Source organism: Comamonadaceae bacterium M7527, assembly GCA_021044545.1.
In the GTDB taxonomy this organism is placed as follows: Bacteria; Pseudomonadota; Gammaproteobacteria; order Burkholderiales; family Burkholderiaceae_C; genus RS62.
Genome location: CP087990.1, coordinates 322,838 through 347,263 on the forward strand (window position 1 = coordinate 322,838; position 24,426 = coordinate 347,263).

Below are 24,426 nucleotides of genomic sequence, written 5' to 3' on the forward strand. Positions count from 1 at the left end.
TGGGGCTTGTTGGTGGTGTGCGTGCTGCCAAGTCAGGAAAAGAAGGCCTTGGCCTTCTCAAACCACCCTTGGTCTTGAGGGCTGTGCTTGGTGCCAGCTTTGCGGAAAGACTCGTCTAGCTCTTTGAGCAGCTTGCGCTGGTGCTCTGTGAGCTTGACAGGGGTTTCTGCAGAGATGTGGCAGTACAAATCACCGGCTACGCTAGAGCGTACGCCTTTAATGCCTTTGCCACGCAGGCGGAATGTTTTGCCGTTCTGCGTGCCATCAGGTATCTCAATGGTGGCCTTGCCGTTGAGCGTGGGTACGTCAATCTCGCCACCCAATGCAGCAGTGGTGAGTTGCACCGGTACCTGGCAGTGCAAGTCGTCGCCATCGCGCTCAAAGATGTCGTGCTTTTTAAGGCGGATTTCAATGAACAAGTCACCGGGTGGGCCGCCGTTGTGGCCGGGTTCACCGTTGCCTGTGCTGCGAATGCGCATGCCGTCGTCAATACCAGCGGGTATCTTGATCTCAAGCGTCTTGTTGACCTTGTTTTTGCCCTGACCATGGCAGGTGTTGCATGGGTCAGAGATGATTTTGCCAACACCGTGACAATGCGGGCAGGTTTGCTGCACGCTGAAAAAGCCTTGGCGCATTTGCACTTGGCCTGAGCCATGGCAAGTGGTACAGGTTTTAGCTTGAGTGCCAGGCTTGGCGCCGGTGCCGTCACAGCTGTTGCAGTCGTCCCAAGACGGAATGCGGATTTGCGAGTCTTTACCGGCAGCGGCCTCTTCCAGCGTGATTTCCATGGCGTATGACAAGTCATTGCCTCGGTGTACTTGACGCCCACCGCCGCCACCGCCTCGGCGTCCGCCACCAAAAATGTCACCAAAAATATCGCCAAATGCATTGCCAAAGTCACCATGGCCCCCCGCGCCACCGCGCATGTTGGGGTCTACGCCGGCGTGGCCGTATTGATCATAGGCTGCCTTCTTCTCGGGGTCAGACAGCATTTCATAGGCTTCTTTGGCCTCTTTGAACTTGGATTCTGCGTCCGCGTTGCCCTGATTGCGGTCAGGGTGGTGCTTCATCGCGAGTTTGCGATAGGCTTTCTTGATCTCGTCGTTACTGGCGTTTTTGGGCACGCCTAGTACTTCGTAAAAATCTCTTTTGGCCATGGTTTGGTCGTCTCGTTGCGGTTAAAGTCAAAAGCCGCGCCAGCGCCTGGTGGCACTAACGCGGCGGGCGTGAAGCAGACGGCTTAGTCTTTTTTCACTTCTTTTACTTCGGCATCCACCACGTCGTCGTCGACTGGCTTGCTGTTGTTGCCAGCACTGGCTTGTTCGCCACCTTGCATGTCGGCGTACATCTTTTCGCCCAGCTTTTGGCTGGCTGTCATCAAGGCGTTGGTTTTCTCTTCCAGGGCTTGCTTGTTGTCTTCGCCCTTGAGTTCTTCTTCCAGATCAGTGATGGCGGCTTCTACAGCCTCTTTTTCACCGGCCTCTAAAGAGTCGCCGTGCTCGCCCAAACTCTTCTTGACGCTGTTGAGCATGGCTTCAGCTTGGTTGCGGGCCTGCACCAGCTCAACTTTTTTCTTGTCATCTGCCGCATTGACTTCGGCGTCCTTGACCATTTGTTCGATTTCTTCATCCGACAAACCTGAGTTGGCCTTGATGGTGATCTTGTTTTCTTTACCCGTACCTTTGTCCTTGGCGCTCACGTGCAAAATGCCGTTGGCATCAATATCAAAAGTCACCTCGATTTGTGGTGTTCCACGCGCTGCTGGTGGTATGCCTTCAAGGTTGAATTCGCCCAGGCTCTTGTTGCCAGAGGCAATCTCGCGCTCACCTTGGTAAACCTTGATGGTCACCGCCGGCTGGTTGTCGTCTGCGGTAGAGAACACCTGGCTGAACTTGGTAGGAATGGTGGTGTTCTTGGTGATCATCTTGGTCATCACGCCGCCCATGGTCTCAATGCCCAAGGACAGTGGTGTGACGTCTAACAGCAACACATCAGAGCGGTCACCAGACAACACCTGGCCTTGAATGGCGGCGCCTACTGCGACGGCTTCATCAGGGTTTACGTCACGGCGCGGCTCTTTGCCAAAGAATTCCTTGACTTTTTCCTGGACTTTAGGCATGCGGCTCATACCGCCTACCAAAATCACGTCGTTGATATCTGACACGCTGATGCCAGCGTCTTTAATGGCGGTGCGGCAAGGCGCAATGGTGCGCTCTATCAGCTCATCTACCAGGCTCTCCAGCTTGGCGCGAGTCATCTTGATGTTCAAGTGCTTAGGGCCTGATGCGTCAGCGGTGATGTAGGGCAGGTTGATGTCTGTTTGTGAGCCGTTAGACAACTCGATTTTGGCTTTCTCGGCGGCTTCTTTCAGGCGCTGCAAGGCCAATACATCTTTAGACAAGTCAACGCCTTGCTCCTTCTTGAACTCGGCAATGATGAAGTCGATGATGCGTTGGTCAAAGTCTTCGCCGCCCAAAAAGGTGTCGCCGTTGGTTGACAACACTTCAAACTGCTTCTCGCCATCTACGTCTGCAATTTCAATGATGGACACGTCAAATGTGCCACCGCCCAGGTCGTAGACCGCAATTTTGCGGTCGCCTTTGGATTGCTTGTCCAGGCCAAAAGCCAATGCAGCAGCAGTTGGTTCGTTGATGATGCGCTTCACATCAAGGCCAGCAATACGACCGGCGTCTTTGGTGGCTTGGCGCTGTGCGTCGTTGAAGTAGGCAGGCACTGTGATGACGGCTTCAGTGACCGCTTCGCCCAAGTAGTCTTCGGCGGTTTTCTTCATCTTGCGCAAAATTTCAGCACTCACCTGTGGTGGGGCCAGTTTTTCACCGCGAATTTCCACCCAAGCGTCGCCGTTATCGGCTTTGGCGATTTTGTAAGGCATCAAGTCTATGTCTTTTTGCACTTCTTTTTCGGCAAACTTGCGGCCGATCAAGCGCTTGACAGCGTACACCGTGTTGGTGGGGTTGGTGACGGCTTGGCGCTTGGCAGGCGCGCCCACCAAAATGTCGCCGTCTTCTTGATAGGCGATCACGGAAGGCGTGGTGCGGGTGCCTTCACTGTTTTCGATCACGCGGGTGTTGTTGCCCTCCATGACGGATACGCAGCTGTTGGTGGTGCCCAAGTCAATGCCAATGATTTTTCCCATGATGAAACTCCAAATACGTTTAATTTTTAAATTTAAAAAAGCGGGTCGCTTTGTAGCGGCGTTTGCCTGTTGCTGCGGCCTTGCTTGTTAGGTAGGTGCTGATTCCGCTATTTCAAGAGGTGAAACAAAGGATTGCCCCTTTTTTTGCTTATTTGGGCGCAGTTACTGTGACCAGCGCTGGGCGCATCACGCGTTCGGCGATCATGTAGCCCTTTTGCAGCACAGTCACGACCGTGTTGGGCTCTTGCTCGGCCTGCACCACGCTAATGGCTTGGTGCTGGTGCGGATCAAACTTGGTGGCTGCCTCAGGCGCCAAGGCCACTACCTTGTTGCGCTCAAGTGCGCTGATCAATTGCTTGTGCGTGGCCACAATGCCTTCGCGCATTTGCTCTATGGTGGCTGTGTCTGTGGCCAATGCCGCATCAAAGCTGTCGATGACGGGCAGCAGGCTTTCAGCAAAGCTCTCAACCGCAAACTTGCGCGCTTTTTGCACGTCCTCATCTGCGCGGCGTCTGGCGTTTTCAACGTCCGCCTTGGCGCGCAAAAAAGTGTCTTTGACTTCGTCTTGCGCCGCAGCCAGCGCGGCCTGCAATGACTCTATGGTGACGGGTGCGTCAGCGCCTGGCATGGCGGGCTGCTCAGCCGTTGTGTTGAGGCCTGCCGCCAGCTCGGCTGCCAGGTCGGCGCCATTGGTGGCGTGGGGTTGCTCCGCGGGTTTGTCGTCGGCGTTGGGCTGTGCGTCTGCTTGTGAGTTGGTGTTTGGGTCTGTCATGGCGTTGGATATAGCGGGTAAGTGCGGTACGTCGGTTTGGCAACCAATAGTTGGCTTACGTTTGCATATGGGGCTGCGTGCAGCGGATTTCAAGAGCTGCTGCTAGCAAGTTGTGGCCAAAGAGGCCAAGCGCTTAATCAAAACGCCCCGGCTGCGAACAACCGGGGCGTTTTTAGGGGCGAGTCGCTTACAGCGAGTCCATAAAGCTGCGCAGTTTGTCGCTGCGGCTGGGGTGCTTTAGCTTGCGTACTGCTTTGGACTCAATTTGGCGTATGCGCTCGCGCGTGACGTCAAATTGCTTGCCCACTTCCTCTAGCGTGTGGTCTGTTGACATTTCGATACCAAAGCGCATGCGCAGCACTTTGGCTTCACGGGGTGTGAGGCTGTCCAGTATGTCCTTCACCACATCACGCAGACCGGCTTGCATCGCTGCCTCCAGGGGGGCGGTGTTGGCCGTGTCTTCGATGAAGTCACCCAGGTGCGAGTCGTCGTCGTCACCAATGGGTGTTTCCATGGAGATTGGCTCTTTGGCTATCTTCATGATCTTGCGGATTTTGTCCTCAGGAATTTCCATTTTTTCAGCAAGGATAGACGCATCAGGCTCAAAACCAAACTCTTGCAAGTGCTGGCGGCTGATGCGGTTCATCTTGTTGATGGTCTCAATCATGTGCACCGGAATACGGATGGTGCGTGCCTGGTCAGCAATAGAGCGCGTAATGGCCTGACGAATCCACCATGTCGCGTAAGTTGAGAATTTGTAGCCACGGCGGTATTCAAACTTGTCCACTGCCTTCATCAAGCCTATGTTGCCTTCCTGAATCAAGTCCAGGAATTGCAGGCCACGGTTGGTGTATTTTTTGGCGATAGAAATTACCAAGCGCAGGTTGGCTTCAATCATTTCGCGTTTGGCGCTGCGCGAGTTGATCTCGCCTTGAATCATGCGCTTGTGAATGCTCTTGAGCTGGTCAAGTGGCACGACCACGCTGGCTTGAATAGCGGCCAAATCGTTTTGCAGCTCTTGTACTGGCGGGATGTTGCGCTCCATGATGACGCTCCATGGCTTGCCAGCGGCGGCTTCCTTTTCAATCCACTTGGTATTGAGCAGGTTGGTGGGGAAGTCTTTGATGAAGCGCTCTTGAGGCAGGCCACATTTGTCTACCAGAATACGGCGCAGCATACGCTCTTTGGTACGCACAGTGTCAATTTGGTCGCGCACCATATTGCTCAGCTTGTCGATGGTCTTCGCGGTAAAGCGAATGGTCATGAGCTGCTCGGTAATGGCTTTTTGAGCCTTGAGGTAAGCGGGTGAGCCCCAGCCGTCTTTGTCGTAGGCTTTGTGCAGCTTTTCAAACTGGTCGCGCATGTTGTCAAAGCGGGTGAGGGCTTCGTTTTTTAGCTTGTCCAGCAAACGGGTGAGGGACTTGGAGCCGCCTTTACCGTCGTCATCGTCGTACTCTTCGTCGAAGTCTTCTTCGGCTACGTAGTCGTCGTTTTCGTCGGCGTCGGCAAAGCCATCCACCACGGTGGAAATCACAACTTTGCCTTCGCGAATTTCTTCAACCATGTCAAAAATGGCGGCAATCGTCGCGGGCGACTCAGAGATGGACTCCACCATGTCTGTCAAGCCGCCCTCAATGCGCTTGGCGATTTCAATTTCGCCTTCTCGGGTGAGCAGCTCAACCGTACCCATTTCACGCATGTACATGCGCACAGGGTCAGTGGTGCGGCCAAACTCGTTGTCCACGTTAGACAGCTGCTTCGGCTTCTTCTTCAGCTTCTTCTTCAGATGCAGCTGTGCCGCTGGTGTTGTTCAGCAGCAATGTCTCAGCATCTGGCGTTTGCTCGTAAACAGACACGCCCATGTCTGACAGCAGCGAAATAACAACCTCAAGCGTCTCCTCGTTTACCAGCTTGTCGGGCAAGTGGTCGTTGATTTCGCCGTTGGTGAGGTAGCCACGGGTCTTACCCATTTTCAACAGCTCTTTGAGCTTGTTGCGGCGGTTCAGCGTTTCTTCCTCAGACAACACGGTGTCGTCCAGGCCAAACTCCTTCATCAAGGCACGCTCTTTGGCCTTGCTGATCTTCATGCGCAGAGGCTTGACCTTTTCTGCCGGCTTGTCTGGCGTGTTGTCCTCAGCTTCCGGCTCACCGCTGATGTCGTCTTCCAGGTCGCTCAAGTCGATGTCATCGTCGTCATTGGCTTTTTTGCCGCCCTTGGCAGCAGCCTTGCCTTTGGCTGTTGTCTTTTTGGCAGCTGTGGGCTTTTTGGCTGCAGGTGTTTTTGCGGCTGGCTTGGGAGTGGCTGCCGCGGCCGCAGCTTTTTTGGCCGGTACGGCCTTGGCCGCAGCGGTTTTGGTTATTGGTGTTTTTTCGGGTGTGGCTTTTTTAGTCACAGGGGTTGCTTTCTTGGCGGCTGTTTTGGCAGCGGGTTTGAGAGCAGCGGAGGTGGCGGCTTTTGCAGGCGCTTTGGCGGCTACCTTGGGTGCGGCTTTTTTGGCGGGCACTTTTTTTGTAGCAACGGTTTTTTTACTGGCTGGCATCTCAATCCCTCTGTAAACAATCAAACATACCGCTGTTGCCTGGGCAACCCGTTAGCAAACAGCGGTCATTGGCGGCGTGTGTGGATGTGTTGCTAAGGTGACTCAGCAACGCAAGAGTTGTTTGAATGCATTGGCAAACACGACGAATCTGTGAGATGCGGTGTGACGCCAAATTATTCAAGGTAGCTGCGCAAACTGTGTGGGCGAACATTTGGTGTGCAGCCCTTGCGGATAAGTGTGTGGCGGGGCGCTGTGCCCATGCATTGCGTTGCGCAATGTTGCCGTGGTCCGGAGGTGCTGCTGTCGCGTTTGCTGAGCGAGATGGATTATACCAAGGTCGTCAGGCGGGGGTGTTGGTCTGTTGGGGCCAAGCTGGCGCCTGGCCGACCTTTCTACAATCGGGGTATGTCTGAACCGCTGTCCCCCCACGTCACACCACCGCCCTTGCTGCAAGGCCTCAACCCTGAGCAAATGGCAGCTGTTACGTTGCCGCCTGAGCACGCTTTGATATTGGCGGGTGCGGGCTCTGGCAAAACGCGGGTGCTCACCACGCGGATTGCTTGGTTGCTGCAAACCGGCCAGATCACCCCTGGCGGCATGTTGGCGGTGACCTTTACCAACAAGGCTGCCAAAGAGATGATGACCCGCTTGGGTGCCATGTTGCCGGTGAATGTGCGCGGCATGTGGATTGGCACATTTCACGGGCTTTGCAACAGGCTGTTGCGCGCGCATCACAAGCTGGTGAACTTGCCGCAAACCTTTCAAATACTGGACACGCAAGACCAACTGTCTGCCGTCAAGCGCTTGTGCAAACAGTACAAGGTGGACGATGAGCGCTTTCCGCCCAAGCAGCTGGTGTGGTTTATTGCCGGAGCCAAAGAGGATGGCATGCGCCCTGGTGACATACAGGTGCGAGACGACGAGACCCGCAAGAAAGTAGAGATTTACCAGCTGTACGAAGACCAATGTCAGCGCGAAGGCGTGGTGGATTTTGGTGAGCTGATACTGCGCAGCTACGAGCTGCTGCGCGACAACCCCTTGGTGGCGCAACACTACCAGCGCCGTTTCAGGCACATTTTGGTGGATGAGTTTCAAGACACCAATCGATTGCAATATGAGTGGCTCAAGTTGTTGGCTGGCGGCGGCAACGCCATGTTGGCCGTGGGTGACGACGACCAAAGCATTTACGCCTTTAGAGGTGCGCGCGTGGGCAATATGGCCGACTTTGTGCGTGAGTTTGGTGTGCAGCACCAGATCAAACTGGAGCACAACTACCGCAGTTGCAGCAATATTCTGGACACTGCCAACGCGCTGATCAGCAACAACACCTCACGCCTTGGTAAAAACCTGCGCACAGAGGCTGGCGCTGGCGAGCTGGTGCGGGTCAAAGAGGCGCCCAGTGATTACGCCGAAGCCGATTGGTTGATGGATGAAATCAAGCAGTTGGTGCGCGAAGACGTGCCGCGCCAGGAAATTGCCGTGCTTTATCGCAGCAACGCGCAAAGCCGGATCATAGAAACAGGCCTTTTCAACAACAGTATCCCTTACCGTGTGTACGGCGGCCTGCGATTTTTTGAACGCGCCGAGATCAAGCACGCGCTGGCCTATTTGCGTTTGTTGGAAAACCCACGCGACGACACCAGTTTTTTGCGTGTGGTGAACTTTCCACCACGAGGCATTGGCGCGCGCAGCGTCGAGCAGCTGCAAGACGCAGCCCGCTCGCATCAATGCGCCCTGGCAGATGCGGTAGATGCTGTCGCGGGCAAAGCGGGCACCAACCTGCGTGCCTTTGTCGCCAGAATTGACGTCATGCGTGAGCAAACCCAGGGTAAAACGCTGCGCGAAATCATTGAGCTGGTGTTGGAGCACAGCAGCCTGTTAACGCACTACGAGACAGAGCGAGAAGGCGAAGACCGCCTGGAAAACTTGGGTGAATTGGTTAATGCCGCAGAGAGCTTTGTTACCCAGGAAGGCTTTGGCAAAGAGGCTGTTGCCATGCCGCTAGACGAGGTGGCGGGCACCGTTGAGCCGCTCAGCGCAGAGGCCGCGACACAACTGGGTCTGCAGCCTGACACTGGCGAGGTGTTGTCACCGCTGGCAGCTTTTTTGACACACGCTGCGCTTGAAGCTGGCGATAACCAAGCCCAGGCAGGCACTGAGGCGGTGCAGCTCATGACTGTGCATGCATCAAAGGGTTTGGAGTTTGACGTGGTGTTTATCACAGGCCTGGAAGAGGGCTTGTTTCCCAATGAGCGCGCACTTACAGACCCAGACGGCGTGGAGGAAGAGCGCCGGTTGATGTACGTGGCCATTACGCGCGGGCGCAAACGCCTGTACCTCAGCCACTCGCAAACGCGCATGTTGCACGGTCAAACACGCTACAACATTCGCAGCCGCTTTTTTGACGAGTTGCCCGAAAACACACTCAAGTGGCTGTCGCCACCCAGCGGCGGTTTTGCCAGCCCCATGATGGCCAACAGCCAAAAGTCCTGGAACAACGGGTTTGATAAAGCGGGCCGCTACGCCGGCCAACAAGCCTCGCCAGCCTGGTCGCCCGCGTGGCATGGCGACACCAGTGGCCAGTCCGCCAAAGCCTTGCAGCCCAGTGACAGAGGCGAGGCCGCCTCTGGTATTCAAAAAGGTGTTGCGGTGTTTCACAACAAATTTGGCGAGGGCAAAGTACTGGCCATTGAAGGCCAGGGCGACGACGCCCGCGCTCAAGTTGCGTTTAGTCGCCACGGCACCAAGTGGCTGGCGTTGTCGGTGGCGAAGTTGACAGTGGTTTAGGCGCTGTCTAGGCCTTGGTATCCACCAGGTGCGTACCTTCAAAACTGTCTTGGTAAGTGAAGTAGATAGACGCAAAAAACATGGCTGCCATCACCATGGTGGCTGGCATGAGCAGCATGTTGATGACGGCTGCGCCGCCTAGCATGCCAGCCAATAGCGTAATGACCACGCCGGCGCCAGTGATCACGGCCATCCAGGTCAGCATGAACATCAGCATGGCGCCCTTGTTGCGCCAGCAGGCCATGGCACTGAAGAACAAGCTTTTACCTGGTGTGACGTCATGCCAGAATACCAATGCAGGCGCATGCCAAAACACGGCGGCCATGGGCAAGTACAACAACAGGGCCACCCACAGTGCGCTGATAAAACGACCGTCTGCCACCATGTCTTCGGTCAGTGGTGCGCCCATGAGGTACACGCCTGAAAACTGACCGCCGTCAATGAGCATGGTCACGCCAATAACCGCCAAAAATGCAGCGGTATACAACACGCCCAATTGCAGCATGGCGCTGCGCTTGGCCGCACCGGCCGTGAAGGCCGCGATCAGGGTGACAGGGAGCGGAAAAGAGCCGGTAGAAGCCAAACGGGCCGCGTTGATCAGGCCAAGACTGGCCGCTGGCAAGATGATCAGCGACAAGGCGGTGCCCAATAGCGGCACTATAGACAGCACAGACACCACGCCTATAAACAAAAAAAACAAGCCACCCAGGGCCAGCGGCTGGCGAATAAAGGTTTTAACACCCAAGCGCACCCACTGGACGCCTTGGCTGGACGGAACAATATGCAGTTTCATGATGTCGATTGTGCTTTAAGCAGCCACCGCCTCGCCCGGTGGCATGGCTTGGGCCAGCAGCGCCAAGGGCTTTGCGGCGCGAGCGCGCACAATGCGTTCAAAGTGGGCGGGGTCGTGGGGCTTGAGCATGCTGGCCTCGCGGGGCAAGTAAAAATCCCACAAGCGTGATATCCAAAACCGCAGCCCGGCCGCACGCAGCATGGGGTTTAGCAGCTCGCGCTCGGCGCTTGTCAAGGGGCGCACGGCCTGATAAGCGTCTAGCAGCGCCTGTACCCTTTGCAAATCCCACTCGCCGGTGTCCAGGTGCGTGGCCCAGTCGTTAAGACACACGCTCAGATCAAACAGCCAAGAATCCACACCCGCAAAGTAAAAGTCAAACACGCCTGTGAGGGTGTCGCCCTCAAACATCACGTTATCCCTGAACAGGTCAGCATGCACAGGGCCACGGGGCAGGGCGGCGTAGGCACTGCTAGCTGCCACATGGTTTTGCAAGGCTAGTTCTTGCAATAGCAGTGCACGCTGCGGCTCAGTGGTGTGCGGCAGCACGGTGGGCACGGTGTCGTTCCACCAGCTCAAGCCGCGTAAATTAGGCTGCGCCATATCAAACGACTGGCTTGCCAAGTGCATGCGAGCCAGGGTATTGCCAAGCTCGGCGCAGTGCACCGCTTGGGGGGCGAGTTGGCTGGTGCCTGCTAGTTTGTTAACGACGGCTGCGGGTTTGCCTGCCACGGTATGCACAATACCGCCGCTGTCATTGGCTTTGGGGTTTGGCACCGCAATGCCTTGGGCGGCCAAATGCTGCATCAGCGACAGGTAAAACGGCAGCTGTTCAGCGCTCAAGCGTTCGAACAGTGTGAGCACATAGGTTTGCGCTGGCTGGCCGTCTTGGCTGGCGCTAACGAAGTAGTTGGTGTTCTCAATACCGCCTTTGATACCGTCCAGCGCCGTGACCTCACCCAAGCCTAGGGTGCTGAGTAAGTCTTGCGCCTGTTCGGGGCTAACCTCTGTAAATACCGCCATGCTGGACTTGGGCCTAAAAGTAGATGTAAGTGAGCAACGTTGGATTGTAGGGCTTACGCATAATGTCACCCATGACTACACCGCTTGATGCTCCACAAAAAACACTTGTTCTGGTAGATGGCTCCAGCTATTTGTACCGCGCCTTTCATGCCATGCCTGATCTGCGGGTAGACCGTTCAGACCCCAATAGCGCGCCTACTGGTGCGGTGCGCGGCATGATCAACATGATGCAGTCACTGGCCAAAGAGGTGCAGTCGGACTATGCCGTGTGCGTCTTTGATGCCTCAGGCCCCACCTTCAGAGACGAAATTTACCCCGATTACAAAGCCCAGCGCGCGCCCATGCCAGACGACTTGCGCGCGCAAATTGAGCCCATTCACGAGGTTGTCAAGCTCATGGGCTGGCCAGTAATGGCTGTCAAGGGCGTGGAGGCAGACGACGTCATAGGCACGTTGGCCAAGCGCGGCGCCGAGCAGGGCTATAACGTCGTCATCTCCAGTGGTGACAAAGACTTAAGCCAGCTGGTAGAAGCCAACATCGTGGTGGTGGACACCATGAACGGTAAGCGCCGCGACGTCGCGGGGGTGACCGCAGAGTTTGGCGTGCCGCCTGAGCTGATGATTGACTTTCAAACCCTTGTGGGCGACACCGTAGACAACGTGCCTGGTGTGGCCAAGGTAGGCCCTAAAACTGCTGCCAAATGGTTGGTGGAGTATGGCTCTCTGGAAAATCTATTGGCCAATGCCCAGGCCATCAAAGGCGTGGCTGGCCAAAACCTGCGGGACGCTGTGAGCTGGCTACCGACTGGCCGCTCACTGGTCACCATCAAGACGGACTGTGACCTCGCTGCGCAGGTGAGCACTTGGCCCAATCTAGAGGGCTTGTCCAAACAGCCGCCCAACGCTGATAGCTTGAATGCCTTTTATGCGCGCATGGGTTTTAAAAGCCTCATGAACAAAGGCACGGTGGCGCAAACGCCCAAAACCGCAAAGGCAGCCAACAGCAAAGGGGCGTCCGGTTCATTGTTCGACGATGCGCCCAGCGGTGATGGCGAAGTGCCTGCAACTGACGACCAAGCCCGGGCCAACTCCAGTGTGAACGGCTCTGTGAACTACACCACGGTTGTGACAGCCGAGGCTTTGCAAGAGTGGGTTAACAAGGTCATGGCAGCGCCGCTGACGGCCATTGATACAGAGACCAATGCGCTAGACCCCATGAGCGCTGCGCTGGTAGGCATCAGCCTGTGCACCGCGCCTGGCGAGGCGGCCTACATTCCTGTTGGACACAACTACCCGGACGCACCAGCCCAGCTGCCGCTAGACCAAGTGCTGGCTGCGCTAAAGCCCTGGCTGGAAAGTCCAGACCACGCCAAGCTAGGGCAGCATGTAAAGTTTGACCGCCACATACTGGCCAACTGCGGCATCCACGTGCGCGGCTACGCGCACGACACCATGTTGCAAAGCTATGTGCTGGAGGTGCACAAGCCGCACAGCCTGGAGAGTCTGGCCAAGCGTCACGTGGGGCGTGTGGGTTTGAGCTTTGAAGACCTGTGTGGCAAAGGCGTGAACCAAATCACCATGGCGCAAGTAGAGGTGGACAAGGCCAGTCAGCGCTTGCGAAGATGTGGATATGTGTCTGGACGTGCACTTGCATTTGTTCCCCAAGCTGCGCAGCTTCGCGGGCCTCAAGCGTATTTACGAGCTGGAGATGGCCAGCAGCGAAGCGCTTTACCGCGTAGAGCGCAACGGTGTGCTGATTGACGCGCCCACGTTGGCCAAACAAAGCAACGACTTGGGTGCACGCATTGTGGCGCTTGAAGCCAAAGCGCACGAGCTGGCCGACCAGCCTTTCAACCTGGGTTCACCCAAACAAATAGGCGAGATTTTCTTCACCAAGCTGGGCCTGCCTGTGGTGAAAAAAACCGCTACCGGTGCGCCCAGCACCGACGAAGAAGTGCTGGAGCGGCTGGCTGCAGACTACCCGCTGCCTGCGTGCATTCTGGAGTACCGCGGCCTTGCCAAACTCAAAAGCACCTACACCGACAAACTGGCGGGGTTGGCCAACGCCAAGACTGGGCGCGTACACACCCACTACGCACAGGCGGTGGCGGTAACGGGGCGCTTGTCTAGCAACGAGCCCAACCTGCAAAACATCCCTGTGCGAACCGAAGAGGGCAGGCGCGTGCGTGAAGCCTTTGTGGCGCCGGCTGGGCGCATGATCGCCAGCGCCGACTATTCCCAAATTGAGCTGCGCATCATGGCTCACCTCAGTGAAGACCAGGCCTTGATTCGTGCGTTTAGAGAGGGCCTGGATGTTCACCGCGCCACCGCGGCCGAAATTTTCAACGCTGGGCTTGACCAAGTCACCTCTGAGCAACGCCGCTACGCCAAGGTTATCAACTTTGGCCTCATTTACGGCATGAGTGCTTACGGCTTGGCCAAAAACTTGGGCATAGACAACACCGCGGCTAAAAACTACATACAGACTTACTTTGAGCGTTACCCTGGCGTGAAGCAATACATGGAAGAGACCCGGGAGCAGGCCAAAGCGCAGGGCTTTGTTGAAACCGTATTTGGGCGTCGTTTGTATCTGCCAGAAATCAACTCGCCCAATGGCCCGCGCCGCGCCGGTGCCGAGCGCGCCGCTATCAACGCGCCCATGCAAGGCACGGCTGCTGACCTCATAAAAATGAGCATGCTCAAAGTGCAAGAGGCTTTGGACGCCGCTGATAACGGCGTGATCATGATCATGCAAGTGCACGACGAACTGGTGTTTGAGCTGCCTGTTGACCAAGCCGACTGGGTACGCACGCAAGTACCGGCGCTGATGGCCGAGGTGGCCCAGCTGCGCGTGCCCTTGCTGGCCGAGGTGGGCATGGGCGCCAACTGGGAGCAAGCGCATTGACCCCAGCATTGATAGGTGCAACAAATAAGGGCACACTTGCCGGATAAGCCACTTGAACTGTTTTCAACCCATTTGTAGGAGTCATTGTTATGTCTGAATCTGTATCACCTGTTCACAACAGCATCCAAGACGCGCAAGCCTTGCTGGACAAAGCCGTGCCCAGCACACCGCCCACTCGCCGTACCGCCTTGAAAGCCGCTTTGGGCGTGGGCTACGCCGCTGCTGTGCTGCCAGAGTTGGCGCATTCAGCCATTTACACGCCTGGCGATGATTTGGTGCAAGGTGAGGTGATGGTAGACGTTGACGGTTTCAAGATGCCTGTCTACCGCAGCCAACCCAAGGGTGACGGACCATTCCCCGTGGTATTGGTGTTGTCAGAGATCTTTGGGGTGCATGAGCACATTGCAGACATCACACGCCGCTTTGCCAAGTTGGGCTACATGGCTTTGGCGCCTGAGCTGTTTGTTCGTCACGGTGATGCCCAAGGCTACGCCGTGATGGCCGACTTGTTCAAGGAAGTCATCAACAAGGTACGTGATGAGCAAGTCATGACCGACTTGGACGCACTGGTGGATTGGGCCGGACAAAACGGTGGTGACACCAACCGCTTGGGCGTGACAGGCTTTTGCTGGGGTGGACGCCAAGTGTGGCTGTACGCTGCGCATCAGCCTAAAGTGAAGGCCGGCGTGGCTTGGTATGGCCGTTTGGTAGGCAACGTGAGCGAGCGCACGCCCAAGCAGCCTGTGGATGTGGCCGCCAGCTTAAAAGCGCCTGTGCTGGGCTTGTACGGCGGAGCAGACACCGGTATTGGCCTGGACACTGTTGCATTGATGCAAAATAAGCTCAAGGGCGCTGGCAACAACAAGGCGGCTCAGGCCAGTCGCTTTGTGGTGTTTGATAATGCACCACATGCCTTCCATGCTGACTACCGTCCCAGTTACCGCGCTGAAGCGGCCAAAGACGGCTGGGCGCAGTGCTTGCAATGGATGGCAGCCAATGGCGTGAAATAAGCGCCGTCGGCTTTTGCCGACTTTTTTAAGATGAGATGACATGAATTTGGCGTGGATTGTGGCCGGCACGGTAGTGGCCGGTGTGGGCAGCGTGTGGTTGGCTGCTTTTTTAAGCTTTGGTATTTTGGCGAGGTTTACCCGTCACATGCTGAGCTTTGCTGCCGGTGCGTTGCTGGCCACTGCCATGCTCAAACTGCTGCCCGAGGCGCTTGAAACGGGTGTTGGTGTGCACGCCTTGTTTACCGTGCTGCTGGCGGGCATGGTGTTTTTTTTCATGCTGGACAAGGCAGAGCTGTACCACCACGGCCACGAACATGGTGAACACGGCATGGACTTGCACAGCAGCGAGCCGCTGGAACAAAGCCATCACGCGCATCATGCCCACGGACAAAGCCACAGTCATGGCCACAGCCATGCGCACAGCGGCGGGGGCTGGGCGGTGTTGCTGGGCGACAGCATCCATGCATTTGGCGACGGCATTTTGATTGCCTCTGCCTTTATGGCTGACTGGCGCTTGGGCGTGCTTGCCTCCATGGCCGTGTTGGCCCATGAGGTACCCCACCACATGGGTGACTTGGTGGTGCTGCGCAACTCCACCAAGGGCAATGCGCAGGCCGCGTTAGTCAAGGTATCCATGGCTGGCACTGTGACCGCTTTGGGCGGCATTGTGGGCTATTTTTTGCTGGCGCAGTTTGCCAGTGTATTGCCTTACTTTCTGGTGGTTGCTGCCAGTAGCTTTATGTACGTGGCGCTGGCCGACCTCATTCCACAGCTGCAACGCCACGTCAGTTTGCGTGACTCCGCAGGCCAGTTGGTGTGGCTGGCAGCTGGCATCTTGCTGGTGTTGGCCGTGGGCGCGTTCTCGCACCACTCGCACTAAGCGTCGCGAGTTGCCCTTGGTGGCTTGTTGTTAGCCAGTCCCGCGCGTTTGGCCGCTGCTCTGGCCAAGGCGGCTTCAATAACGGCGCGTTTGTTGTCCAGCACTGCCGCATCGGTGTGTTGGCTGGCCGCGCCGACGTCTGCCAGCTTTAGCTTGGCTTTGGCTTCCAGACGGTCATCATGCTCTGTTTGTTCTCGGGCCAGGCGCGCGCCGCGTTGGGTGTAGCGCAGCAAGGCGGTGTCGGCCTGCTGCTGGCTCCAAGCTTGCCAGCCTGTCGCATCGCCGCTGACGCTGTCAAGGCTGATGCAGTCTACCGGGCAGGCTGGAATGCACAACTCGCAGCCTGTGCAGTCGGCCTCTATAACTGTGTGCATGGCCTTGTTGGTGCCAACAATGGCATCGACTGGGCAGGCTTTGATGCACAGGGTACAGCCTATGCACCACGCCTCATCAATAATTGCCACCGTCACCGGGCCCTCAAAACCGTTGGCCTCGTTCAGTGGGCTTATGGCTTGACCGGTAATGGCGGCCAGGCGCTCAACGCCTTCAGCGCCGCCTGGCGGGCATTGGTTAATGGCCGCGTCGCCACTGGCAATGGCTTGCGCGTAAGACATGCAGTCCGGATAGTCGCAGCGCGTGCACTGCGTTTGCGGCAGTGCCTTGTGAATGCGGGCAACCAGATCTTGCATGTCTTGTCATGACCCCTGTCTTAAGCTGCTTGACCCGTTGCGCGTTTGCGCGCTGGTGCTGCTTTGGTTGGGGCTTTTGTGGCCATTGTCTTTCGAGTAGCGGCTTTGGGCGCAGCTGTTGTCTTGGCAGCAGGCTTGGCCACTGCCTTTTTGGCAACGGCTGGCTTGCTCGTGGCTTTGGCAACGGGCTTGGCGATGGGTGTGGCGTGACCACGGCCTACAGCAAGCTTGCCTTGGGCTTTTTTGATGAAGGCTTCAACCTCTGGGTACACCATGTTGCGCCAGCGGCTGCCGCTGAAAATACCGTAGTGGCCTGCACCCTTGACTTCCATGTGGCGACGTTGTTTGGCATCAATGCCAGAGCACAAGTCTTGCGCAGCTTGGGTTTGGCCTGATCCAGAAATATCGTCTAGCTCGCCTTCAATGGTGAACAAGGCGCAGCCTTTGATGTCGGCAGGGCGCACACGCTCCAGCTTGCCCTCGGTGTTGGCCACATCCCATGTGCCCTCTACCAGGCTGAACGCCTGGAACACCACCTTGATGGTCTCCAGGTAGTAGTCAGCGTCCATGTCCAGTACGGCGTTGTACTCGTCGTAAAACTTGCGGTGTGCTTCTGCGCCGGTGTCGTCCCCTTGCATGAGTTGCTCAAAGAAGTCGTAGTGACTTTGTGCGTGGCGGTCGGGGTTCATGGCCACAAAACCGGTGTGCTGCAAAAAGCCGGGGTATACCAAACGGCCCGCACCTGGAAAGGTGGGGGGCACGCGATAAATCACGTTGTTTTCAAACCAAGCCAAGTCACGGTTGGTTGCCAGTGTGTTGACAGCGGTAGGACTGCGACGCGCATCAATGGGGCCGCCCATCATGGTCATGGACAGTGGCAGCTTTTCACCGCGTGAGGCCATGAGCGACACGGCCGCCAACACTGGGACTGTGGGCTGGCAAACGCTCATGACGTGGCAGTCGCCGTATTGGTCTTGCAAGTCACGTATGAACTCTTGCACGTAGTTGATGTAGTCGCTGAGGTGAAACTCACCGTCTTCAAGCGGCACCAAGCGGGCATTGCGCCAGTCGGTGATAAATACTTTGTGGCTTTGCAACATGGACTTGACGGTGTCGCGCAGCAGCGTGGCGTAGTGGCCAGACAGTGGGGCAACTATCAGCACCACAGGCTGCTTGACCATGGTGGACAAAGTGGTCTCGTTGTCACTGAAGCGCTTGAAGCGGCGCAGCTCACAAAAGGGCTTGTTTTTGACCACGCGTTCGCTGATGGCGACTTCAACGCCGTCCACTTCAACGGTTTGGATACCAAACGTGGGTTTTTCGTAGTCTTTACCCAGGCGGTACAGCAACTCGTAGCCGGCGGCCATGCGATGGGCCATGGGTGTTGAGCTTAGTGGAGAAGTAGGGTTGGCGTACAACTTGGCAGTCGCTTGGGCAAACTCTGCAAACGGCTCCATCAGGGCACGTTGTGCGTCGTAAATTTGGTAAAGCATGCGGACCTCTCAATAAAAAATGCTGCAGTGCAATATAACAGCATGTACCCTCATGTGGCTACTTGCTGATGCACATCTGCAGCATTTGTGTGACGTTGCCGTCACTTGGCGCGAAAATGACGCTTTAGGCTTACAAAACGGCTGCAATAGACTTGCATACGTGATCAATGTTGCCGCTGTTGATAGCGGCTACACACATGCGCCCTGTGTCTGTGCCGTACACGCCAAATTCGTTGCGCAGGCGCACCATTTGGTCTTTGCTCAGGCCAGAGTAGCTGAACATGCCAATCTGGGTGGTGATGAAGCTCATGTCCTGTGTCACACCTGCGGCCTTTAAGCCGTCTACCAGTTGCTGGCGCGTGGCCTTGATGCGCTCACGCATCTCGCCCAGCTCTTGCTCCCACAGTTCGCGAAGCTCTGGTGTACCCAGTACAGTGGCCACTGCCGCGCCACCGTGTGTTGGCGGGTTGGAGTAGTTGGTACGAATGGTGATCTTGAGCTGGCTCAACACGCGGTCGGCTTCTGGCTTGTCTGTGCACAACACGCTTAGCGCGCCAACGCGCTCGCCGTACAGGCTAAAGCTTTTTGAGAAAGAGGTTGACACAAAGAAGGTGAGTCCGGCGTTCACAAATTGCTGGATAACGGCGCCGTCTTGTGCAATGCCATAGCCAAAGCCTTGGTAGGCCATGTCCAAAAAGGCGACCAAGTCGCGGCTCTTGACGGTCTCAACCACTTGCGCCCACTGGGCGGGGGTGATGTCATAGCCCGTTGGGTTGTGGCAGCAAGCGTGCAGCACCACTACAGTGCCTGCCTCAGCCGCGTTGAGTGCCGCCAACATGCCGTCAAAGTTCACGCCGCGTTTGGCCGCATCGTAGTAGGGGTAGCTCTGTACGGTAAAGCCCGCAGCGGTAAACAAAGCGCGGTGGTTTTCCCAGCTGGGGTCGCTGATGAGTACCTTGGCGGTGGGGTTTAAGCGCTTCAAAAAGTCAGCACCCACCTTTAGGCCACCGGTACCACCAATGGCTTGAATGGTTGCCACACGACCGCTTTGCACAGGCTCGCTGTCCTGGCCGAACACCAGGCCTTTGACGGCGCCGTCATAGGCAGCAATGCCGTCAATAGGCAAGTAGCCTCGTGGTTTAGGCGTCGCCATCATTTGTGTTTCAGCAGCTTGCACGCACTTGAGCAGGGGTAGCTTGCCGTTGTCGTCGTAGTACACGCCCACACCCAAGTTCACTTTGTTGGGGTTGGTGTCGGTAGCATATTGCTCGTTCAAGCCCAAAATTGGATCGCGGGGTGCCATTTCAACGGCGGAAAACATGGACATGTGGCGGTACCTGTGAAAAGTAGACAAAACAAGAGATAAGCCTTCTATTTTAGGCTGCAAATGTGGTGTGTGGACAACGTTTTAAGCGGTTCTGGCGTCTGAAGCCGTGATGAATTGAACGCCCGCGACTTTGTGCGAATGCGCGCATTCAAGTGGTCAACACGTGACAGGTTTGGCAGACATGCAAAACCCCGGCCACAATAGCCGGTTGCCCGAACACGACTCAAATAGCGACTAAAACCATGTCCAAGCGCCCCGATACCTCAGCTGTTGAACAAGTGATTGCCTTGGCCAGTCGTACCGCTGCTGTGCAGGCTGGCGTGGGCGTGCAGGCGTCTAGCAGCAACGCCCAAAACCAGTCTGCTGCTGATGCACAGCACGCAGCCGGCGAATTTGTGCGCTTTGAAGGTTCACCCTTTGAGCTGTTTCAGCCATTCCCACCAGCGGGCGACCAGCCCGCGGCCATTGCGCAGCTGGTCGATGGTCTTGAAAACGGTGAGTCGTTTCAAACCCTGTTGGGTGTAACGGGCTCTGGCAAGACTTACACCATGGCCCAGACCATTGCGCGAATGGGCCGTCCGGCCATTGTGTACGCGCCCAACAAAACCCTGGCCGCACAGCTCTATGCAGAGTTCAGGGAGTTCTTTCCACACAATGCGGTGGAGTACTTTGTGAGCTATTACGACTATTACCAGCCAGAGGCCTACGTGCCGCAGCGGGATTTGTTCATTGAGAAAGACTCGTCTATCAACGAGCACATTGAGCAAATGCGGCTGAGCTGTACCAAAAGCATATTGGAGCGCCGCGACGTGGTCGTTGTGGCCACGGTGTCTGCCATTTACGGCATTGGCAAGCCAGAGAGCTACCACCAAATGGTGATGACGCTGCGCGTGGGTGATGAGGCAGGGCAGCGAGACGTGATTGCGCAACTGGTGCGCATGCAATACCAGCGCAACGACGTGGACTTTTCGCGCGGTACCTTTCGCGTGCGCGGTGACACCATTGACGTGTTTCCGGCTGAGCACTCCGAGTTGGCCATCCGTATCGAGCTGTTCGACGATGAGGTGGAGACGCTACAGCTGTTTGACCCGCTAACAGGCCGCGTACGCCAAAAGATTCCGCGCTTTACCGTTTACCCCAGCAGCCACTATGTGACGCCCCGTGAGCAAGTGCTCAGCGCGGTAGAGCTGATAAAGGACGAGTTGCGCGAGCGCTTGGCCGAACTGGTGGGTATGAACAAACTGGTAGAGGCGCAGCGCCTTGAGCAGCGCACCCGGTTTGACCTGGAAATGCTCACGGAAGTGGGACTGCAAAGGCATTGAGAACTACTCACGTCACTTGAGTGGTGCGAAAGCCGGTGAGCCGCCAGCCACGCTAACCGATTATTTGCCTAAAGACGCATTGATGTTTTTGGACGAAAGCCACGTGCTGACCGGTCAATTTGGTGGCATGTACAACGGCGACAGGGCACGCAAGACCACGCTGGTGGAGTATGGCTTCAGGTTGCCCTCGGCGTTGGACAACCGCCCGCTGAAATTTGAAGAGTTTCAGGCGCGCATGCGCCAAACGGTTTTTGTGTCAGCCACGCCTGGCGACTATGAGAAGCAGCACTCTGGCCAAATTGTCGAGCAAGTGGTGCGCCCCACAGGCCTCATAGACCCCATCGTGCATGTGCGCCCAGCCACCACCCAGGTGGACGACGTGTTGCAAGAAATCAGGCAACGCGTAGAGGTGAACGAGCGCGTCATCATCACCACGCTGACCAAGCGCATGGCCGAGCAGCTGACCGACTACCTGACAGAGAACGGTGTGAAAGTGCGCTACTTGCACAGTGATGTAGATACCGTAGAGCGTGTTGAAATTTTGCGCGACTTGCGCCTTGGCGAGTTTGACGTGCTGGTGGGCATTAACTTGCTGCGCGAAGGCATTGACATACCCGAGGTGTCCTTGGTGGCCATTCTGGACGCCGACAAGGAAGGCTTCTTGCGATCAGAGCGCTCACTGATACAAACCATAGGCCGTGCCGCCCGTAACGTCAACGGTGTGGCCATTTTGTACGCCGACAAAGTCACTGACTCCATGCGTCGCGCCATGGATGAGACGGCACGCCGCCGCACCAAGCAAGAGATGCACAACCTAGAGCACGGCATCACACCGCGCACGGTTATCAAGCGCATCAAAGACCTGATAGACGGTGTGTACAGCGAAAAGTCAGGCCAAGAGGCCGAGAAGCTAGAGCGCGACTCCATGCGCCGCGCCGAGCTGGAGGCCATGAGTGAGAAAGACATTGCCCGCGAAATCAAGCGTCTGGACAAGCTGATGCTGGAGCATGCCAAGAACCTTGACTTTGAAAAAGCCGCTCAGATGCGCGACCAGCTGTCCATGCTGCGCGAACAGGCGTTTGGTGCCACGGGCACCGACAATATCGCGGTGTTAACGCCCAAAAGTTGATGCGCTCACGCGCCGTGCAGGTGATTGTTCGCTGCAAGCATTAGGCAACTGCCCGCCCAAATTGTCTATTTATTGATAAATAAGTGACATTTAATTCGACAAAAGCATAAAACCCATGTCTAAAACATTGTTTGTCGTGGACAAATAATGTTTGTTGGCGTACAATCCCTACGAAATCACTGGGACATTCTGGTATACTCGACAAAAATAGTCGGGTAGTGCCCATCCCCCGGATGGTTTAGTTGAACAAAGCCGCATTGGCGGCAGTGTTCAAGGCCACAGACTTGGCAACAAGTCCAACCCCAACCAAGGAGTTTGTTATGCGTCTCACCACCAAAGGCCGTTTTGCTGTTACCGCCATGATTGATTTGGCTTTGCGCCAAAACACAGGTCCCGTCACATTGGCTGCTATCAGCCAGCGTCAACAAATTTCTTTGTCTTACCTAGAGCAGTTGTTCGGTAAGTTGCGTCGCCACCAACTGGTGGAGTCCACCCGTGGCCCAGGCGGCGGTTACACATTGGCGCGCAAAGCCGCCGAAATCACCGTGGCAGACATCATCGTGTCTGTTGATGAACCCATTGACGCCACACACTGCGGCGGCAAAGAAAACTGCATGGGCGAAGGCTCACGTTGCATGACACACGAACTGTGGGCCTCACTCAACGAGCGCATGGTGGACTTTTTGGACTCCGTCAACCTGCAAAAGCTGGTGGATGACCAAGTCGCCAAAGGCGTGGTGATTGAGCAAGCACCCATGATCAAGCGTGCTATCTCCAGCACGCCAGTGGTCAAACCCTTGCGCGTGAATGCGCCCAACTCTGTATTTGCGCTGGGCGCGTCGTTGGCCAACAGCTAAGTAGCTGCTTGCTTTTCATTGAGTTTGTATTGTTTGATCGCTTGTCTTTGACAGCTTGAATTAGGTAACCTTTTATATGTCAACGCCGCATTTCCCCGTGTACATGGACTACAGCTCCACCAACCCCTGCGACCCACGTGTGGTGGACGCAATGGTGCCGTGGCTGTACGAGCACTTTGGCAACCCTGCATCACGCAGCCATGCGTGGGGCTGGGAGGCCGAGGCCGCTGTAGAAAAGGCGCGTGTCAACGTTGCTGATCTCATTGGTGCCGACCCACGCGAAATCGTGTGGACCAGTGGTGCCACCGAGTCCAACAACCTGGCCATCAAAGGTGCGGCGCAGTTTTACAAAACCAAGGGCAAGCACATCATCACGGTCAAGACAGAGCACAAAGCTGTGCTGGACACCTTCCGTGAGCTGGAGCGCCAAGGCTTTGAGGCCACTTACCTAGACGTGCAAGAAGACGGCTTGGTGAACATGGATGCGTTCAAGGCAGCCATTCGCCCAGACACCATCTTGACCAGCGTCATGTTTGTGAATAACGAGATTGGTGTGATTCAAGACGTGGCGGCGATTGGTGCCGTGTGTCGCGAAAAAGGCATCATCTTCCACGTTGACGCAGCGCAGGCCACAGGCCGTGTCGAGATTGACCTGGCCAAGTTGCCTATTGACCTGATGAGCCTGACCTCACACAAAACCTACGGCCCCAAAGGCATTGGTGCTTTGTTTGTGCGCCGCAAGCCACGCATTCGCCTGGAGGCCCAAATGCACGGTGGCGGCCACGAGCGTGGCATGCGCTCTGGTACGTTGCCAACCCACCAAATTGTGGGCATGGGCGAGGCCTACCGCATTGCCAAGGCTGAAATGGCCGAAGAAAACAAGCGCATCAAAACCTTGCATGACCGCCTGGTGGCGGGCCTGTCTGGCATGGAGGAAGTGTTTATCAACGGCAACAAAGACCAGCGCGTGCCACACAACGTGAACATGAGCTTCAACTACGTTGAAGGCGAGTCATTGATTATGGGTATCAAGGGTATGGCCGTGTCTAGCGGCTCAGCCTGTACCTCTGCCAGCCTTGAGCCCAGCTATGTGTTGCGCGCCCTGGGCCGCAGCGATGAGCTGGCACACAGCAGCTTGCGCATGACCATTGGCCGCTGGACCACAGAGGCCGAAATCGACTATGCGATTGAGACCATCAAAACCAACGTGGCCAAGCTGCGCGAGTTGTCTCCGCTGTGGGAAATGTTTAAAGACGGCGTGGACTTGTCCACCATCCAATGGGCTGCGCACTAAGCGCTGGCCTACCACCACACACAGTAATTGAAGGAGTTTTGTTATGGCTTATTCAGACAAAGTAGTAGAGCACTACGAGAACCCACGCAACGTTGGCAGCTTTGACAAGGGCGACGAGTCCGTAGGCACAGGCATGGTGGGTGCGCCCGCTTGTGGCGACGTAATGAAGCTGCAAATCAAGGTCAACCCCGCTACAGGCGTGATTGAAGACGCGCGCTTTAAAACCTACGGTTGTGGCTCTGCCATCGCTTCAAGCTCATTGGTGACCGAGTGGGTGAAGGGCAAAACCCTGGACGAGGCTGCTGCGCTGAAAAATGCAGAAATTGCCGAAGAGTTGGCATTGCCACCCGTCAAAATTCACTGCTCTATCTTGGCTGAAGACGCCATCAAGGCGGCAGTTGAAGACTACAAAAAGAAGCATACGGCAACCGCCTAACGTGAGATAGGAAGTT

The 24,426-nt window shown here is 56.3% G+C and carries 14 protein-coding genes and 3 pseudogenes; 8 read left to right on the top strand and 9 right to left on the bottom strand.

The window, feature by feature from the left end; all coding sequences use genetic code 11:
- Positions 1-32: 32 nt before the first annotated feature.
- The 4 genes and pseudogenes from dnaJ to rpoD form a co-directional block, all read right to left on the bottom strand.
- On the bottom strand, positions 33-1,157 hold the full coding sequence (dnaJ, locus tag LN050_01545; protein ID UFS56582.1) for a molecular chaperone DnaJ: 1,125 nt from the start codon (positions 1,155-1,157) through the stop codon (positions 33-35).
- Positions 1,158-1,240: 83 nt separating this feature from the next.
- On the bottom strand, positions 1,241-3,157 hold the full coding sequence (gene dnaK / locus LN050_01550; GenBank protein UFS56583.1) for a molecular chaperone DnaK: 1,917 nt from the start codon (positions 3,155-3,157) through the stop codon (positions 1,241-1,243).
- Between the two features lie 148 nt (positions 3,158-3,305).
- The gene (gene grpE / locus LN050_01555; GenBank protein ID UFS56584.1) at positions 3,306-3,929 is read right to left on the bottom strand and encodes a nucleotide exchange factor GrpE; all 624 of its coding nucleotides are present in this window, start codon (positions 3,927-3,929) and stop codon (positions 3,306-3,308) included.
- A 187-nt stretch (positions 3,930-4,116) separates the two neighbouring features.
- Positions 4,117-6,469 (bottom strand): annotated as a pseudogene (rpoD, locus tag LN050_01560) (RNA polymerase sigma factor RpoD).
- Between the two features lie 405 nt (positions 6,470-6,874).
- Between rpoD and LN050_01565 the strand changes: the two are divergent.
- Positions 6,875-9,256, top strand: a complete 2,382-nt coding sequence (locus LN050_01565; protein ID UFS56585.1) for a UvrD-helicase domain-containing protein — start codon at positions 6,875-6,877, stop codon at positions 9,254-9,256.
- A gap of 7 nt (positions 9,257-9,263) precedes the next feature.
- Here the strand turns inward: LN050_01565 and LN050_01570 are convergent, their stop codons facing one another.
- Entirely contained in the window at positions 9,264-10,049 is a 786-nt protein-coding gene (locus LN050_01570) for a hypothetical protein (GenBank protein UFS56586.1), read from the bottom strand.
- A gap of 15 nt (positions 10,050-10,064) precedes the next feature.
- Positions 10,065-11,069, bottom strand: a complete 1,005-nt coding sequence (locus LN050_01575) for a homoserine kinase (GenBank protein UFS56587.1) — start codon at positions 11,067-11,069, stop codon at positions 10,065-10,067.
- A gap of 62 nt (positions 11,070-11,131) precedes the next feature.
- Here LN050_01575 and polA point away from each other — a divergent pair.
- From polA to LN050_01590, 3 genes and pseudogenes are all read left to right on the top strand, one after another.
- Positions 11,132-13,973, top strand: a pseudogene (polA, locus tag LN050_01580) (DNA polymerase I).
- Positions 13,974-14,062: 89 nt separating this feature from the next.
- A complete protein-coding gene (locus tag LN050_01585) occupies positions 14,063-14,983 on the top strand; it encodes a dienelactone hydrolase family protein (GenBank protein ID UFS56588.1) in 921 nt (306 codons plus the stop codon).
- Positions 14,984-15,023: 40 nt separating this feature from the next.
- Positions 15,024-15,863: a ZIP family metal transporter gene (locus LN050_01590; GenBank protein UFS56589.1), complete on the top strand. Its 840-nt coding sequence runs from the start codon at positions 15,024-15,026 to the stop codon at positions 15,861-15,863.
- Here the strand turns inward: LN050_01590 and rsxB are convergent.
- The 3 genes from rsxB to LN050_01605 form a co-directional block, all read right to left on the bottom strand.
- Entirely contained in the window at positions 15,860-16,552 is a 693-nt protein-coding gene (gene rsxB, locus LN050_01595) for an electron transport complex subunit RsxB (protein UFS56590.1), read from the bottom strand. The genes LN050_01590 and rsxB overlap by 4 nt on opposite strands.
- Positions 16,553-16,572: 20 nt before the next feature.
- The gene (phaZ, locus tag LN050_01600; protein ID UFS56591.1) at positions 16,573-18,045 is read right to left on the bottom strand and encodes a polyhydroxyalkanoate depolymerase; all 1,473 of its coding nucleotides are present in this window, start codon (positions 18,043-18,045) and stop codon (positions 16,573-16,575) included.
- A gap of 130 nt (positions 18,046-18,175) precedes the next feature.
- Entirely contained in the window at positions 18,176-19,372 is a 1,197-nt protein-coding gene (locus LN050_01605; protein ID UFS56592.1) for an aspartate/tyrosine/aromatic aminotransferase, read from the bottom strand.
- A gap of 395 nt (positions 19,373-19,767) precedes the next feature.
- Here LN050_01605 and uvrB point away from each other — a divergent pair.
- The 4 genes and pseudogenes from uvrB (at position 19,768) to iscU (ending at position 24,410) form a co-directional block, all read left to right on the top strand.
- A pseudogene (gene uvrB, locus LN050_01610) lies at positions 19,768-21,823 on the top strand (excinuclease ABC subunit UvrB).
- Between the two features lie 320 nt (positions 21,824-22,143).
- A complete protein-coding gene (gene iscR, locus LN050_01615; GenBank protein ID UFS56593.1) occupies positions 22,144-22,680 on the top strand; it encodes a Fe-S cluster assembly transcriptional regulator IscR in 537 nt (178 codons plus the stop codon).
- Positions 22,681-22,756: 76 nt separating this feature from the next.
- Positions 22,757-23,974, top strand: coding sequence for an IscS subfamily cysteine desulfurase (locus LN050_01620; protein UFS56594.1), 1,218 nt, complete (start codon positions 22,757-22,759; stop codon positions 23,972-23,974).
- A gap of 43 nt (positions 23,975-24,017) precedes the next feature.
- Complete coding sequence (gene iscU, locus LN050_01625; protein UFS56595.1) at positions 24,018-24,410, top strand: Fe-S cluster assembly scaffold IscU; 393 nt, start codon at positions 24,018-24,020, stop codon at positions 24,408-24,410.
- Positions 24,411-24,426: the final 16 nt, after the last annotated feature.